The following is a 16,309-nucleotide window of genomic DNA, read 5'->3' as shown; positions in this document are numbered from 1 at the left end:
TAGGGCGACCCTGCCGCAAAGGGCAAGCTTTGGGCCGGAACGTGATGGTTTTGAAAAAGAATCCGTGGCCGATAGGCAACGGTTTTTGGATGCCCGCGTCCCACCACAAACTCGGTGTCATCCCCGCGAAAGCGGGGATCTTTGTTTCGCACACAAACAGGGATTCCCGCTTTCGCGGGAATGACGCCGTGGAGAAGGGCGGCACCTACTCCCGCGCCAGCGCCTCTACCGGATCAAGCCTTGAAGCCGACCGCGCCGGCATGAACCCAAACACAATCCCGATCAGACTCGCCGAGACAATCGCCAGCACGATCGATTCCGGCGAATAGACCAGCCGTGCCCCCGAGACGAGCACGGTCAACCCCTGTCCCAGCGCGAAGCTCAGGCCCACACCGGCCGCGCCGCCGACAAAGCAGACCAGCACCGCCTCGATAAGAAACTGCCGCAAGATATCGCCCCGCCGCGCGCCGACCGCCATGCGGATGCCGATCTCCTTGGTCCGCTCGCTGACCGAAACCAGCATGATGTTCATCACCCCAATGCCGCCCACCACCAGCGAGATCACCGCAATGGTAGAGATAAGAAGCGTCATGGTCTGGGAGGTGGACTGGATGGTCGTGCGGATCGTATCGGTATTTTGGAGGAAAAAGTCCTGCGTCCCGCCATGGAGCCGCGTCAAGAGTTCGGTAATCTCGGCCTCGGCCGTAGCCATATCGTAGTCGTCGGAAATGCGCACCGCGACCGAACTCAGGTAGGACTGCCCGAGAATACGGTCCATCACCGCCGTATAGGGCATGTAGACATTGGCCGAATTGCCGCCCGGCCCGAAACCGGACTGGTTGGCAACGACCCCGATCACCCGCACCGGCACCTTGCCCAGCATGATCACCTGCCCGATCGGATTTTCGCCATTGGTAAAAATGGCCGTGACCGCATTCTGGTCGAGCACCGCTTCCTGCGCCCGCGTCGCGACGCTGGTTTCGGTAAAGCCCGAGCCCGACGAAAAACTGCGGCCATTGACCTGGAAATAGTCCTCGCCCACGCCAGTGATGGAGGCGCTCGACGCCGTATTGCGATAGCGCACCGTCGCCTGGCTCGACACCTGCGGCGAAACGCTGTCGGCATAGGGCTGGCCCGCCAGCGCATCGGCATCCGTGGGTTTGAGCGTCCGCACCCTGCCCGAACGCATGTCGCCAAAACCCGAGCCGGGATAGACGTTGATCGTATTGGTGCCGATGGACGAAATGTTCTCGAGCACGCTCTGTTGGCTACCCTGCCCCAGCGCCACCACGGCCACCACCGAGGCAATGCCGATAATGATGCCGAGCATGGTGAGGAAGGTGCGCAGCTTGTGTGCCCCCATGGCCCGCAGCGCCATGACGAGCGCCTCACCCATGCTGTCGATCCCCATGCGCCAGCCCGGCTTGCGCAGCACTTTTTCAACGCGATTGGCCGCCGTGTCGCGCTCGCCGATATAACGATCATCGATGATGTTGCCATCGGCGATCTCGATCACCCGCTGGCACTGCTCTGCGATCTTGGCATCATGGGTGACGATGATGATCGTGTGCCCATCGGCATGCAGCTCCTTGAGGAGAGCCATCAATTCCTTGCCCGAATGCGAGTCGAGCGCGCCGGTTGGCTCGTCGGCGAGGATCACCTCGCCACCATTCATCAACGCCCGCGCCACGCTGACGCGCTGCTGCTGCCCGCCCGACAGCGCATTGGGCCGATGATGCAGCCGCTCGCCGAGACCAAGCCGCGTCAGCAGCTCCGTCGACCGCTTGCGCCGCGCCGTCGCATCGGCGCCAGCATAAACCGCCGGCACTTCCACATTCTCGACGGCATTGAGATCGGGCAGCAGCTGATAGCGCTGGAAGATGAAACCAAAATGCTCGCGCCTGAGCGCAGCCAGTTCGTCTGCGTCGAACTTGCTGACGTCGCGACCATCGAAAAGGTAGGTCCCTTCGCTGGCCCGATCGAGACAGCCCAAAATATTCATCAGCGTCGACTTGCCCGAGCCGGACTGACCGATAATGGCCACCATCTCGCCGCGATGGATATCGAGATCGACACCCTTCAATACCGCCACACTCTCGCCGCCCGCTGCGAAGCGCCGGACGAGGTTGCGGATGGAGATGATGGGTTTTGAGCTTGCCGACACCCCCTCCCGGCCTCCCCCATCTAGGGGGAGGTGAAGGGACGGCGATTTTGACTGGATGGTGCCACCCACTGGATGCGGCACCTCCCCCCTTGTGGGGGAGGATGGGAGGGGGGTGCGGTCAGCACGAACCTTCGATGTGGAGATCATGCCACTCACCGCATCATGATCATGGGACCACCGGCACCGCCAGGACCACCCATGCGGCCCGCGCCCTGCCCGCTCGCCGGCCGGGACACGGTAACCAGACCGCCGCTGACGACCTGCTCGCCCTCTTCGAGACCCGAAACCACCTGCGCCGTGATATTGTTGTTAAGCCCAACCTCGATGCGTTGCGGGCGCGTTTCCTCGGTCTTGGGATCATAGACCATGACCATGACAGCCCCGTCCGGTCCCTTGCGGGTGACCAGGCTCGACGGCAGCGTCAGCGCGCCCTTGGCCTCATCGAGCACGATGGTCACCTCGGCCGTCATCGAAATGCGCAGACGGTGGTCCGCATTGGGCACGTCGAAAAGGCCATTGTAATAGATGGCGCTGCTCGAACTGTCCGATGTCGTGTCGCTGCTGATCGATGTCGGCGCCGGCTCCACCTCGCGCAGCGTCGCCTCGATGCGATTGTCGGGTTCGCCGAGAATAGTGAAATAGACCCTTTGCCCCGGCACGACCTTGACCACGTCAGCCTCGGAAATCTCCGCCTTGATCACCATGGTGTCGAGATTGGCGATCTTGGCGATCGTCGGCGTCGAAGAATTGGCATTGAGCGTCTGTCCTTCCTCGACCACCAGCGCCACCACAGTGCCATCGCTCGGCGCGACGATCTTGGTGCGGGCAAGGTTCAGCTTGGCCGAATCCACCGTGAGATTGGCCTGATCGATCTGCGCGCTGAGCTGGTCGATCTGCGCCTTGGACTGCTCCACCGCCGCCTGCGCCGTCTCGAGATCGGTCTGCGACACCAGGCTCCCGGCGCTCAACTGGGTGCTACGCGCCAGAGACGCCTCGGCCTTGACCAACACCGCTTCCTGGTTGCGCTTCTGCGCCTCAATGCCGGCCAGCGCCGCCTGAGCCGACTTCACCGCGTTTTCCTGATCGAGACTATCGATCTCGGCGATGAGGTCGCCCCTCTTCACATCCTGCCCGAGCTTGACATGAATGGCCTCGATACGGCCGGACACTTCCGCGCCGACGCTGACCAGCGAACTCGCCTGCAGCACGCCCGTCGCCAGCACCGATGTCTCGATATCGGTCCTGGTGACGGCGGTCGTTTCCGGGACGGTCTTCGCTTCCGGCTGGCCCATGAAGTACCACCAGGCCACACCACCACCGGCAGCAAGCACCAGCAATACCGCAATTGTTTTGGCCACGCGCTTCAACGACTTACACCTCGGTCAGGATTCTACTTCTTAGAAATATAGACTCTGGCAGTAGACTTCACGTTAGCTCTTGGCAATGCAGCCTTAAACTTTGGAAAGGTTGACGCCGCTGGCCTGCCGGTCCACCTTGCCGGCCTCCCTATCTGACCTTCCTTCAGGACCTGAAATGTACCAGCTGCTCGACCCCAGCCGCTTTGTCGTCTTCATCACCGGCGCCACCTCGGGCTTTGGCGAAGCGGCAGCCCGCCGCTATGTCGCCGCCGGTGGCAAGGTGATCGCGACGGGCCGCCGCAAGGACCGTTTGGAAAAGCTGCAAGCCGAACTTGGCGCCGACAATTGCTACATCATCGAGCTCGACGTGCAGGACCGCGCCGCGATGGAAAAGGCCATTGCCGAAATCCCCGCACCCTTCGACGCGATCAACATCGTCCTCGCCAATGCCGGTCTCGCGCTCGGCCTGCAGCCGGCCGCCGAAGCCGTGCTCGATGATTGGGAGACAATGATCTCAACCAATATTTCGGGTCTGGTCTACACCGTGCGCCTGCTGCTGCCCGGCCTCATCGCCCGCGGCGGCGGCCATGTGGTCACCCTCGGCTCGGTGGCCGGCGAATATGCCTATCCCGGTGGCTCGGTCTATGGCGCGACCAAGGCTTTCGTAAAGCAGTTCGCGCTCAACCTGCGCTCGGACCTGCAGGGCAAGAATGTCCGCGTCACCAATATCGAGCCCGGCCTGACCGAAACCGAATTCTCGCTCGTCCGTTTCAAGGGCGACGAAGGCAAGGCATCAGCGCCCTATTCCCGGACCAAGGCCATGAATGCCGAAGACATCGCCGAGAGCATTTTCTGGTCCACGACGCTGCCGGCCCACGTCAACATCAACAAGATCGAACTGATGGCGACCACCCAGGCCATTGGTCCCTTCGACATTTTTCGCGAGGGCTGACAGCCTCTTTTGAAATGGGCAGTATGGGGCCAGTTGTGGAGGACCCCATGCTGCCCCGTCTGCTTGTTCCAGCCCTCGTAGCCGCTCTCCTGCCCGGCGCCGCCCTCGCCGCGCCCGTGTCGCTAAAATCGCTCGGCGATACCTGCCTCGAAACCACCCTCAAGAACTGCACCGTGGCTGCCGCCGGCTATGTCGCCCCGCGCGACACGAGCCGCCTCGCCTATCAGATCCAGTCCGGCGTCGACGAATATGAAGGCATGGCTGGCGGCGTGGTGGTTTTTGCCGAAACCGACGGCGCCTGGGAACTGCTCGCCAGCGATTTCAACGGCGTCTGGTATCAACTGCCGCGCCTCTCCGAAGCGGAGCCGATCCTCTTCCACCTGCCCGGCGTGACGGCAGGCACTGGCTCGTTCAATGCCGACGTGCTGTTCGAATTCTCGGCCAACGACAAGGAATGGCGGCGGGTGGACATGGACAGCTGGTGGGAAGGCGTCGAAGCAAAGCTGCCCAAGGGCCTCGAAATCTGGAAGGGCGTCACCTACGATTTCGGCGAGGACTATTGGGGCGAATACGTCGCCCGCACCAGTCTGTGGCAGGAAACCGACGCCAATTGCTGCCCGACCGGTGGCTCGGCGGTGATCCACTTCACGGTGGAGGATGGGGCGCTGAAGGCTGGGGACGTGGACTATGAGGAGCCGAAGCCTGAGTAGCCGTCACAATCACCGGCCTCCCTTCTCCCCTTGCGGGAGAAGGTGCCCGAAGGGTCACCGAATTCGCGTATGCGAATTTCGGTTGGGATGAGGGGTATGCGATTTCACAACTTGCTCCTCTGCAGAGGAGAGAAACCCCTCACCCTGGATTTTTGCTGAACGCAAAAATCCTGTCCCTCTCCCGCAAGGGGCGAGGGTGGGCTCCGAGTTCAGCTCTACAGCCCCAAAAACCTCACCGTATCCGGATCAACCGGAATCCCCTCAGCCTTCCGCCGATCCATCTCTTCCCATTCCCGATCCCCCGGCGCCATCACGCGCCCGCCGGTCCGCACCCGCGACCCCCGCAGACTTTCGAGATAGCTCCCAATCGCCGCCGCAAAAACTGCGCGCCCGGCAAACTTGTCGGGATCGATCACCAGTACGAAATGCCCCATATTCCGTGGCGTAGAAATATCGTCGCCGCCATACATGGGGATGAAATCGGGATCGAGCGTCGTGCCTGTAAGAAGCGCCGAGAACAGCGTAGCCACCCCGGCCAGCGCCGCGCCCTTATAGCCATAGTCCACCCCGCCGAGCGGCAGCAGCATGTCGGCTTCATGCGGATCGGTCGTCGGCTGGCCATCCGGCGTCGCGGCAACGCCCTCTGGAAGCACCTTGTCGAGCGAGCGATGCAGCAGCACGCGGTTGAGCGGAATGGACGAGGTCGCCATATCGAGCAACCACGGCCGCGCATTCGGCACCGGCGCGGCAAAGGCCAGAGGATTGGTGCCGTGGAACTTCTGCGCCCCATCATAGAGCGCCACCATGGAGTCGGTATTGGTGGTCGCAAAGGTGACAAAACCCTGCTCCGCCCCCGCCAGCGCATAAGCGCCTGCCGCACCCAGATGCGAGGAATGCTTTATGCCCACCGCGCCGACACCAGCCTGCCGCGCCAGCTCGATCCCGACCTCGACGGCTTTGTAAGCCGCATAATGCCCAACCCCATCATCGCCATGAACCATGGCGCTCCCCGCGCCGCGGCTTTCCACCTTCAACTGCGGGTTCTTGTTCAGCCGCCCGCCACCCAGCATCTTGCAATAGTGGCCAGTCAACCGCACGCCGTGGCTATCAACACCCACCAGCGACGCATGGATCATCGCCTTGATCGCCGCCGCCCGCGAACCCTCGCTCGCGCCGGCCTCGGCCAATCGCGCCTCGACGCGGCTCCGCACCAGATCCTCGGCAAAGCGCGGCGATAGTTCGTCAGTCATTGGTTTCTCCCTCACCCCGTTTTAGCCACGGTGTCATTCCCGCGAAAGCGGGAACCTCCGTTTCCTTTCAACAGGGATTCCCGCTTTCGCGGGAATGACACCGTGGGAGGGACAGGCATGTGGACAAGTGCCCATGCTTTAACCGCACAGCACCCACGCGCACTTTTTGTTGGCACTCGCATCCCGGGTCGCTATTCTCGACCCAAAGTTGAGACCAGCCCCATGCCCAAAGCCCCCGATCAGATTACCAACGACCTTTGGCACGTCGTCGCCGCGACCGATGAACTCGCCATCGGCCTCGTCGAAACGACGCTCCTGCTCGACCGCCGCATCGCCCTGACGCGCGGCCTCGATGGCGAGCCGGTCGTATGGCTCGCGAGCGACGAGGAAACCGGCGACGAGATCGACGCCGAAACCGTGCTCGACCGCCTCCCCGTCCGCACCGCCTATGGCTACACCTGGACCTGTCTCGGCACCCCGTCCGCCGAACTCTTTCCGATCCCGGAATATGCCGAGGCCGACCGCACCAATATGAGCTGCGGCTCCATCGGCATCCACGTCTCCGCCCCTCGCGCGGTCGAAAACTTCCTCGACATGGGCCACTTCCCCTATGTCCACACCGACATTCTGGGCTCCGAGCCGCATACCGAGGTCAAGGAATACGACGTCGAGGTTTCCGAAGAACGCGACGAAGTCCTGGCCACCAAGTGCAAGTTCATCCAGCCCATGGCCGCCAAGTCGGCGACGGGCGCGATGGAAGTCGAATATGTCTACCGCGTGCCGCACCCTTTCTGCTCGGTCCTCTACAAGTCGTGCCCCGAGGATGAAAACCGCCGCGACGTCATCGGCATTTTCCTTCAGCCCATGACCGAAGAAACCTGCCGCGCGCACCTCTTGCAGTCGATGATCGACTCCTATTCGACCGTGACCGACCTGCGCCGCTTCCAGCAGACGATCTTCGGCCAGGACAAGCCGATCCTCGAAAACCAGTACCCCAAGAAACTGCCGCTCGACCCGCGCTCGGAAACCCCGATCCGCGCCGACAAGTCGGCCATCGCCTACCGCCGCTGGCTGAGCCAGAAGGGCATCACCTACGGCGTGATCCCGCAGGCCTCCTAAGGCCCAAAAACGAACCCGCCCCGTACGCCAGGGCGGTTTGTGACCAAATATTCGATCGTGGCGCGATCCCTGTACTTTGGATCTGATCGACATGCCCCTGTCCCTCTCAGACCCCACCTGGTATCCCATCGCTTCGAGCGAGGACCTGCCGTTCCGCCACGTCTATCAGGGCCAGTTGCTCGGCCGTGAGCTCGCCGTCTGGCGCGCCGATGATGGCAATGTAAACGTCTGGGAAAACCGGTGCCTGCATCGCGGCGTGCGCCTCTCCATCGGCATCAATGAAGGCCAGGAGCTAAAGTGCCAGTACCATGGCTGGCGCTATGCCAATCAATCGGCCGGCTGCACCTATATCCCGGCCCACCCCGCCGATGCCCCGGCTCGCCGCATCGAAAACCGCAAATATCCGGTCAAAGAGGCCTTCGGCCTTATCTGGTCCGCCGCCAATGACGACCAGAAATTTGCGCCCTTCGCTGGCGCCGAAAACTCCGACTGGTTCCCGCTGCGTCCCATGCCGGTCAATGCCGCGCCCGAAGACGTACTCGCCGGCCTTGCCGGCCTCGCCCCCGATGACCAGCCGGCCGACCTCCTCCCCGGCATGGCGCTGCGCCTTGGCACAACGATCTATTTCGTCCAGCCCGTCGATGCCGGCCGCGCCGTCATCCGTGGCCTGATCGAAAAGCCCGCCGACGAAGTGGCGACCCTCCGCCACTACAACGAAACCCTGACCAAGCTGCGTGACCGCCTCGAACGCGCCGCAGCGAAAAAGCCGGCGCCCGAACCACTGCAGCCGGTCTTCGAAAAGGTCTCGGCCGATCTCGCCTCCATGCCCGACATCGCCATTCCGCGCGGCAACACAATGCCCGTCGTGGTCAAGCGCAAGTGGAAATCAGCCGATGGCGTCATCGGCTTCGAGCTGGCCGACCGTGACGGAAAACACCTGCCGACCTTCCAGCCCGGCGCCCATATCGACGTGCACCTTCCCAATGGCCTGATCAGACAATACTCGATCACCAACGGCCCCGGCGATCTCTCGAGCTACGTTATCGGTGTCAAACAGGAGAGCGCCAGCAAAGGTGGCTCAAAAGTTCTCGTCGAAACCGTCCGCGAGGGCGACGTCCTCGCCATTTCCGAGCCACGCAACAATTTCCCACTGCGCCGCGACGCCACCCGCACCGTGCTCATCGCCGGCGGCATCGGCATCACGCCGCTCCTGTCTATGGCCCGCTTCCTCGACAAGTCGAGCCTCAACTACGAGCTGCACTATTTTGCCCGCACCGGTGACGGCCTTGCCTTCCAGAGCGAACTCGCCGCGCTCCATGGCAAGCTCGACCGCCACATCGGCCTCGCCCGCGACGCCATCAAGGCCAAGATCGCCGAAGTGCTCGGCCAATACCAATTCGCCAATCACGTCTATATCTGCGGCCCCGGCGCCATGCTCGAAATGGTGCAGGAAACCGCGGCCTCGCTCGGCTGGCCCGACGATGCGATCCACTTCGAATATTTCCAGAACGACAAGGTGATCGATAGTTCGTCGGCCTTCGACGTCGAACTCGCTCGCTCGGCCATGACTCTCCACGTCCCCGCCGGCAAGACCATCATCGAAACCATGCGCGAAGCCGGCCTGACTGTCCCCTCCTCCTGCGAGCAAGGCGCCTGCGGCACCTGCCTCACCACGGTCATGGAGGGCGAGGTCGACCACCAGGACGTCTATCTCAACAAGACCGAGAAGGCCTCCAACACCTGCATGATGACCTGTGTCAGCCGCGCCAAATCTGGCCGCCTCGTGCTGGATATCTGATAATGACCATAACGCTTTACGACTTCGAGCTCTCGGGCAACTGCTACAAGCTGCGGCTGCTCATGAATATCCTCAACCTGCCCTTCGAGATCGTGCCGGTGGACTTCTTCCCCGGCCGCCAGCACAAGGCGGACTGGTTTCTGCGCATGAACCCCTTCGGCCAGTTGCCAGTGCTCAAGGACGATGAGCTCACCCTCTCGGATTCCGGCGCCATCCTCGCCTATCTGGCGAAAAAGTACGACACGTCCGGAAAATGGTTCCCCGATGATCCAGCCGTCACTGCCGAAGTGCTGCGCTGGCATTCGGTTGCCGACGACATCACCTCGACCTCATCTGCCGCCCGTCTCGCGCTCGGCTATGGCTACAATTTCGACATCGAGAAATCCCAAAAGGGCGCCCATCGCATTTTCCGCCTGATGGATGAGCACCTCTGGTTCGGCGAAAAATCTGGCCGCGACTGGCTCTGCTCTCCGAGCCATCCGACCACCGCCGACATCGCCTGCTTCCCCTATGTGATGCTGAGCGAAGAAGGCGGCATTTCCCGTCAGGATTATCCCGCCCTTCGCCGCTGGACGGACCGCGTCCGCCGCGTCCCAGGTTTTACGGTCATGTCCGGCATTTTCCCGGCTGGTCGTGCCAAGGAATAAAAGAAGGGCGCCTCGCGGCGCCCTTTGTCATTTCACCTTGCTCGCGGTCTTGGCGACCTTCCAGCTCACATAGTCATCGGCCGTACAGCCATAGGGCGCATTGCCGTCGCCAAACCGCGCATAAAGCTGCTCGCAGCCCCAGGTATTGAGCGGCTCAGGCATGATATTATTGATCTCGATGCCAACCGCATCAAAGGCGTCCGGCGCCACAGTGACATAGTAAAGCCAGAAGCCGAAGAAGGCGACGACGGCCAGCACCAGCACGGTGCCACCCGCCAGCAGTCCACGCACGATATTAGGCCCGCGCTTCGCCTTCGGCGGCGGGTTGGCCGCCAGCCGAGCGCCACGCTGTTCCTGCTCGGCATGGAAGGCCGCCAGCGCCTGCTCACGTTCGATATCGGTCAGTTCCACGCGCTCAAGATTGCGATCAAGCAGCACCGGAATGGCCACATGCTCAAGCTTGACCGCCACGCCAACCGGCTTGCCCGTCTCGTCGAGCCCGATCAGCGGCTCCTGCCCCTTGGCGAAATGCGTCCGCGTCGTACGCTTCGAGCGCCCCTTGAGATGGTCGACATAGGAAACCACCCCATTCTTCACCTCGACCACGTCAACCGGCACAACCGTCAACCGCCCCGGCGTCGCCGCCGCACGATTGGCACCGGCTGCCTTCAGCGCCGTAATGATGGTCGCAATGGCACCACCGCCAAAGAGCAGCATGAACACAGCAAAAACCGCCAGTCGGTTCCACAGCATGTCGAGCCCGAGGCTCAGCGTCGCCAGTTCCGGATCGTCGCGCGAAATCACCACGTCGACCATGTAGTCGCCGCTCGAAAAATCGAGGAAGGCCAGCGAGATATGCTTCTCAAAACTCTGCCCATCGACGCGATAGGTAATATCAGCCTCGCAATCGGTGAGCCCGCGGCGCGAACTGCATTCGCCGTCGCGCAGATCCCAATCCTCCACCGTGCGTGGGTCCTGATTGATCTGCCAATCGCGCCACAGGCCCGGCCCCTGCCACCAGACAAGGCCGAGCGCCAGACCCGTCAACATGACGACCGTAAAGAGGAACGCCGCCGGCATGGAAAACGGCCGCTTGCCGATAGCAAGCGAGCGATTGGGCAGCGGAAGGGTGACCTGGGACATGAATTGCCTCTTCGAGTTGTCAGCTTTGGGGCCCGACTCGGCTCGAATAGGACAGCAGAGCCCGGTCACGAACCAGCCTTGAACACACCGCAATTGTGGAAAAGCTTGCTGCTCAAGCACCAGCACAGTTTCAGGTATCCCCCTGTCGAACGGGCAAAACCTGACGCACTGACTGGAACTCGGCCGCCAATCCCGCTATTGGCTTCTTAAGATCGAGGAGAAAATCCCATGATTATCGAGCCCAAAATCCGCGGCTTCATCTGCGTCACCGCCCACCCCACGGGCTGCGCCGCCAATGTGCAGCACCAGATCGACCACGTCGTCATCAAGGGTGCCATTCCTTCGGATCGCAAGCGCGTGCTCGTGCTCGGCTGCTCGACGGGCTATGGCCTCGCCTCGCGCATCGTCACCACCTTCGGCAGCGATGCCGATACTGTCGGCGTGTCCTTCGAGCGCGAGCCGGCCGAGAACCGTCCCGCCTCCGCCGGCTGGTACAATAACCGCGCCTTCGAAAACCGCGCCCGCGCTGCCGGCCGCAAGGCCGTCACCATCGAAGGCGACGCCTTCTCCGACGCGATCAAGGCCGAGACCATCGAGGCGATCAAGGCCAATCTCGGCCAGGTCGATCTCATCGTCTATTCCCTCGCCTCCCCGGTCCGCACCGACCCCAAGGACGGCGTCACCTATCGCTCGGCTATAAAACCCTATGGCCAGCAGGTGACTTCCAAGACGCTCAACACCGCCACCGGCGAAGTTTCCGAAATCACCGTCGACCCGGCGACCGAGGAAGAAGCCCAGGCGACCATCAAGGTCATGGGCGGCGAAGATTGGGAACTCTGGATCAAGGCCCTGTCCGATGCCGGCGTTCTGGCTGACGGCTTCCTCAGCCTCAACTACACCTATCTCGGCTCCGAACTGACCTGGCCGATCTACCACAAGGGCACTTTGGGCAAGGCCAAGGGCGACCTCGACCGCGCCGCGAAGGCGATCCGCGCAACGCATGGCGAAAAATCCGCCAATGTCGTGGCATTGAAAGCCGTCGTCACCCAGGCAAGCTCGGCCATCCCCGTCGTGCCGCTCTATGGCACGCTGCTGATCAAGGTCGAGGACGAAATGGGCCTCGGCGAAGGCCCGATCCACCAGATCGATCGCCTCTTCCGCGAAAAGCTGCAGGGCGACGTGGCCCTCGACGACGAGAGCCGCATCCGCGTCGACGATTGGGAACTCTCTGCCCCGATGCAGAAGGAACTCGAAAAGCGCTGGGCCAATCTCACCACCGAGACGCTACCCGCGCTGGCCGACCTGCCAAAGTACCGCGAAGAATTCATGCGCCTCTTCGGCTTCGCCGTCGGCGGCGTCGACTACAGCAAGGACGTCGATCCCCGCGTGGTCGAATAAGGATTTGAGGGGGCGCCGCTGGCGCCCCTTTTCTTTTCAGACCGGCGGATAGGCGTGCTCTTCGCCCTGCCAGTCGCGCACCTTGAAACAACCGTCGCCGGCCGACACCGTCGCCGCTCCGATATCGGCCTTGCCATAGCCGCCGGGAATATCGAGCACATAAGTCGGCTGACACAGCCCCGAAATCCTCCCGCGCAACGCCGCGACCAGCTTCTGGCCCTCTTCAATGCTCATGCGGAAATGGCTCGTACCCGGCGCCAGGTCGGGATGGTGCAGATAGTAGGGCTTTATCCGGTTCTCGACGAACCCACGCATCAACTCTGCCAATGTCTCGACATCGTCATTGACGCCGCGCAGCAGCACGGACTGGCTGACGAGAACCACGCCGCCATCAACCAGCGTCTTGAACGCCGCCTTGGCCGCAGGCGAAAACTCGCGCGGATGATTGGCATGAACCGCCAGATAAGTCGTCTTGCCGCTCGATGTCAGCGCCGCAACCATCTCCGCATCGATCCGCTCCGGCTCGACCACCGGCACGCGCGTATGAAACCGCACGATTTTGACGTGCTCGATCCCTCTCAGCCGCTCCATCAACCCAGCCAGCCGCCGCGGCGACAGCACCAGCGGATCGCCGCCGGTAAGGATCACTTCCCAGATTTCCCTATGGCTGGCGATATAGTCCATCGCCGCATCGAGCTCGGCCGAAGTCAGCGTCCCCAGCCCCTGTGGCCCCACCATTTCGCGGCGGAAACAGAAGCGGCAATAGACCGGACAGACATGCACGGCCTTGAGGAGCACACGGTCGGGATAGCGATGCACGATCCCTTCCACCGGGGAATGAGAGAGATCGCCGATCGGGTCCTCGCGCTCCTCCGGCGTCGTCAGCAGCTCCTCCGTAGACGGCACGAACTGCAGCGCCATCGGATCGACGGGATCATTGCGATCGATCAGTTCCAGCACAGCCGGCGTAATGCCAATGGCATACTTATCTGCCACCGCCTCAAGCCCTGAATTGTCTGGGACCAGCCTTGCCACTTCGAGATCGGCGACGGTCTTCAGCGAAGCCGCTCGCGCCTTCATCGGCATTTTGGCAATCGCGCTCATTCGGCCACCGGCGCCCAAAGCACCGCCTCGATCCGCGGCGCACCCGTCGCGAGCATAAGCAGCCGGTCAAACCCCAGCGCCACCCCGCTCGCCTCCGGCATCAATTCCAGCGCCTTCAGAAAATCCTCGTCGATTGGATAGCGCTCACCATAAATGCGCGCCTTCTCCGCCATCTCGGCCTCGAACCGCACCCTCTGCTCCGCCGCATCGGTCAATTCGCCAAAGCCATTGGCAAGCTCGACCCCGCAAGCATAAACCTCGAACCGCTCGGACACGCGCTGATCCCCCGGCACCCGCCGCGCCAAGGCGGCCTCACACGCAGGATAGCGATCGAGAACCGTAACCCGCCCATTGCCCAATTGCGGCTCGACCTTCTCAACCAGAATCCGGCTGAAAAGATAGCTCCAGCTCCGATCCTCCGGCACCTCGAGCCCTACCGCCAGCATCTGCGCCGCTAGTGCATCGCTGTCAGGCACGCCGTCCTCGTCCATGGTCGCGAGCAGATCGATTCCTGCATGCGCAAGAAACGCATCAGCAACGCTCACCCGCTCTGCCCCCACGCGCGGATCGCAAACCCGCCCGCGGAACTCGAACTGCGAAATCCTCGTCACCTCGGCGGCCAACGCAATGATATCAAGCGTATCGGCAATGATGGCATCATAAGCCTCGCCCACCCGATACCATTCGAGCATGGTGAATTCCGGATGATGCAGTGCCGAACGCTCGCGGTTGCGCCAGACATGCTGGAGACTCGCGATCCGCTTTTCCCCCGCTGCAAGCAGCTTCTTCATGGTGAATTCGGGCGAGGTATGCAGATACATCGCCTGCCCTTCCCCATCGTTTCCGATCATCGTGGTGCCAAAGGCATGGAGATGCGTCTCGTTCCCCGGCGAGCGCTGCAGCCCCGGCGGATCGACCACCAGAAAATCGCGCTCCGCCAGCCACAGGCGCACTGCAGCATCGAAGCGGCTGCGCGCCAGCAGGATCGGCCGCCGGTCGGCATGGCGTTCGGGTGCCCACCAGGGCGAGGGATCGGCGGGGTTGAGCGAAGTCATGCGGGTTTCTTGCCGTGCGGACTGGCGAAATGGCGCGGAATAGGGTATCGGGCGCTCGACAATAGCTTTCGTGCGCTGAGACGGCTTGCCTCTATTACGCGCCAAACGATCGAACAAGGAAGAAAAATGGTCAAGGTCATCGCCTCGTCCCTGCGCAAAGGCCATGTGGTCGAGCAGGACGGCAACCTGCACGTCGTTCTCACGGCTGAAAACGTCCACCCCGGCAAGGGCAACTCGGTGACGAACGTCACCATGCGCCGCATTTCCGATGGCGTAAAAGTGCTCGGCCGCTGGCGCACCGTTGAAATGGTCGAAAAGGCCGACGTCGATGACCGCGTCTACGACTATCTCTATTCGGACGGTGAAGGTAACCACTTCATGGAGCCGGAAACCTACGAGCAGCTCGTCGTTTCCGACGACGTCATCGGCGACCAGAAGGCCTATCTCTCGGACGGCATGAAGGTTCACCTGATGACCCATGAAGGCATCGCCCTCTCGATGGAACTGCCGCAGCGCATGACCTTCGAAATCGTCGAGACCGAACCGGTCGTGAAGGGCCAGACGGCTTCTTCCTCTTACAAGCCCGCAGTCCTCAACAATGGCCTCCGCGTCATGGTGCCCCCCCACATCGACGCCGGCACCCGTATCGTCATCCTGACGGAAGACAATTCCTACGTTGAGCGTGCGAAGGACTGAGAATTCAGTTCAACTCACGGTGTCATCCCCGCGAAAGCGGGGACCTCCGTTTCAAAACAGGGGTTCCCGCTTTCGCGGGAATGACACCGGGGATGGAAAAACGGGCCCATCCGGCCCCGTTTTTCATTTCTCTTCAATCTCCCTCTCGGCCTCGTACCAATGAAGCTCCGAGCGATCGGGCGGCGTGCCATCGGCCAGCCAGCGGTCATAGGCGAGCTGGCGCTGGTGCATCTGCTTGGCGCGCAGCCAATATTCCATCGCCCTGCCCTCGGGCCGTCCATCCTGTTCCCAGAGAAAATAGGCCGTGTCGCGCACGCGCTCCGCCAGCGCCGAATTCTTGTGCATGAGTGTACCGGAGTAAGAAGATGGGTGGACGCTTGCCCGTCCACCCGATCGGCCTCAAGCGGCCTTCTGGTTCACCACGGTCGTCGCCAATTGCGTCAGCTTCTTGTCCGTCGCTTCTTCTTCGGCCAGGGTCTGTCCGAAGAGATCGGCGGCTTCCGTATGGCCAAGCTGCTTGGCCCAGGCGCGCAGGGTGCCATAGCGGGCGATTTCATAGTGCTCCACCGCCTGCGCCGCCGCTGCGAGCCCGGCATCGAGCGCCTGGCTGCCCTTGAACTCGTCCATGATCGACTTGCCCTCGTCCAGAATGCCGAGGATGGCATCACAGGTCTTGCCGCGCGGCGTCTTGCCGATCAGTTCGAAGACGCGTTCGAGCCGTTCGACGTGGCCTTCGGTTTCCGCATGGTGCTGCTCGAAACCGGCTTTCAGGTCAGGCGACGTGGCAGCCTTGGCCATCTTGGGAAGCGCCTTCAAAATCTGGCGCTCGGCATAGTAGATATCTTTGAGGGTATCGAGGAAAAGATCATCAAGTTGCTTTTCAGCCATTTATCGTCTCCAGAATTTCGCTTGGGG

The 16,309-nt window shown here is 62.2% G+C and carries 15 protein-coding genes; 7 read left to right on the top strand and 8 right to left on the bottom strand.

Annotated elements, in window-relative coordinates; translation table 11 throughout:
* Positions 1-205: 205 nt before the first annotated feature.
* Both J7557_RS00360 and J7557_RS00355 read right to left on the bottom strand, forming a co-directional pair.
* Positions 206-2,164, bottom strand: coding sequence for a MacB family efflux pump subunit (locus J7557_RS00360; protein ID WP_291416225.1), 1,959 nt, complete (start codon positions 2,162-2,164; stop codon positions 206-208).
* Between the two features lie 152 nt (positions 2,165-2,316).
* Entirely contained in the window at positions 2,317-3,522 is a 1,206-nt protein-coding gene (locus tag J7557_RS00355) for an efflux RND transporter periplasmic adaptor subunit (RefSeq protein WP_291416223.1), read from the bottom strand.
* A 175-nt stretch (positions 3,523-3,697) separates the two neighbouring features.
* Between J7557_RS00355 and J7557_RS00350 the strand changes: the two genes are divergently transcribed.
* On the top strand, positions 3,698-4,474 hold the full coding sequence (locus J7557_RS00350) for an SDR family NAD(P)-dependent oxidoreductase (RefSeq protein WP_291416220.1): 777 nt from the start codon (positions 3,698-3,700) through the stop codon (positions 4,472-4,474).
* Positions 4,475-4,521: 47 nt separating this feature from the next.
* A complete protein-coding gene (locus tag J7557_RS00345) occupies positions 4,522-5,184 on the top strand; it encodes a hypothetical protein (RefSeq protein WP_291416218.1) in 663 nt (220 codons plus the stop codon).
* A gap of 215 nt (positions 5,185-5,399) precedes the next feature.
* On the opposite strand, the gene J7557_RS00340 is transcribed toward J7557_RS00345, so the two are convergent.
* Positions 5,400-6,434, bottom strand: coding sequence for an Ldh family oxidoreductase (locus tag J7557_RS00340; protein WP_291416216.1), 1,035 nt, complete (start codon positions 6,432-6,434; stop codon positions 5,400-5,402).
* 222 nt (positions 6,435-6,656) lie between these two features.
* Here J7557_RS00340 and J7557_RS00335 point away from each other — a divergent pair, with 222 nt between their 5' ends.
* The 3 genes from J7557_RS00335 to J7557_RS00325 all read left to right on the top strand — a co-directional run bounded on the left by J7557_RS00335 (position 6,657) and on the right by J7557_RS00325 (position 9,998).
* Positions 6,657-7,553, top strand: a complete 897-nt coding sequence (locus J7557_RS00335; protein ID WP_291416214.1) for an aromatic ring-hydroxylating dioxygenase subunit alpha — start codon at positions 6,657-6,659, stop codon at positions 7,551-7,553.
* Between the two features lie 91 nt (positions 7,554-7,644).
* A complete protein-coding gene (locus J7557_RS00330; RefSeq protein WP_291416212.1) occupies positions 7,645-9,351 on the top strand; it encodes a Rieske 2Fe-2S domain-containing protein in 1,707 nt (568 codons plus the stop codon).
* Positions 9,352-9,353: 2 nt separating this feature from the next.
* Positions 9,354-9,998: a glutathione S-transferase family protein gene (locus J7557_RS00325; RefSeq protein ID WP_291416210.1), complete on the top strand. Its 645-nt coding sequence runs from the start codon at positions 9,354-9,356 to the stop codon at positions 9,996-9,998.
* A 27-nt stretch (positions 9,999-10,025) separates the two neighbouring features.
* Here J7557_RS00325 and J7557_RS00320 read toward each other — a convergent pair whose 3' ends face one another.
* The gene (locus J7557_RS00320) at positions 10,026-11,141 is read right to left on the bottom strand and encodes a hypothetical protein (protein ID WP_291416208.1); all 1,116 of its coding nucleotides are present in this window, start codon (positions 11,139-11,141) and stop codon (positions 10,026-10,028) included.
* A gap of 228 nt (positions 11,142-11,369) precedes the next feature.
* Here J7557_RS00320 and fabV point away from each other — a divergent pair, with 228 nt between their 5' ends.
* Positions 11,370-12,539 carry an enoyl-ACP reductase FabV gene (gene fabV / locus J7557_RS00315; RefSeq protein WP_291416206.1) on the top strand — a complete coding sequence of 390 codons (1,170 nt, stop codon included), beginning with the start codon at positions 11,370-11,372 and terminating at the stop codon, positions 12,537-12,539.
* A gap of 36 nt (positions 12,540-12,575) precedes the next feature.
* Here fabV and J7557_RS00310 read toward each other — a convergent pair whose 3' ends face one another.
* Complete coding sequence (locus J7557_RS00310) at positions 12,576-13,619, bottom strand: lysine-2,3-aminomutase-like protein (protein ID WP_291418240.1); 1,044 nt, start codon at positions 13,617-13,619, stop codon at positions 12,576-12,578.
* 20 nt (positions 13,620-13,639) lie between these two features.
* Entirely contained in the window at positions 13,640-14,698 is a 1,059-nt protein-coding gene (epmA, locus tag J7557_RS00305) for an EF-P lysine aminoacylase EpmA (RefSeq protein WP_291416204.1), read from the bottom strand.
* Between the two features lie 126 nt (positions 14,699-14,824).
* Here epmA and efp point away from each other — a divergent pair, with 126 nt between their 5' ends.
* The gene (gene efp / locus J7557_RS00300) at positions 14,825-15,394 is read left to right on the top strand and encodes an elongation factor P (protein ID WP_291416202.1); all 570 of its coding nucleotides are present in this window, start codon (positions 14,825-14,827) and stop codon (positions 15,392-15,394) included.
* Positions 15,395-15,517: 123 nt separating this feature from the next.
* On the opposite strand, the gene J7557_RS00295 is transcribed toward efp, so the two are convergent.
* Together J7557_RS00295 and J7557_RS00290 are read right to left on the bottom strand one after the other, a co-directional pair.
* A complete protein-coding gene (locus J7557_RS00295; RefSeq protein ID WP_291416200.1) occupies positions 15,518-15,739 on the bottom strand; it encodes a DUF2934 domain-containing protein in 222 nt (73 codons plus the stop codon).
* Positions 15,740-15,793: 54 nt separating this feature from the next.
* Positions 15,794-16,282 (bottom strand): ferritin-like domain-containing protein, encoded by a 489-nt coding sequence (locus tag J7557_RS00290; protein ID WP_291416198.1) that lies wholly within the window; start codon positions 16,280-16,282, stop codon positions 15,794-15,796.
* Between the last annotated feature and the right edge of the window lie 27 nt (positions 16,283-16,309).

Source organism: Devosia sp. (genome assembly GCF_017744655.1).
In the GTDB taxonomy this organism is placed as follows: Bacteria; Pseudomonadota; Alphaproteobacteria; order Rhizobiales; family Devosiaceae; genus Devosia.
Note: the sequence above shows the minus strand (reverse complement) of the source record. Positions and strands in the feature narration are given on the sequence as shown.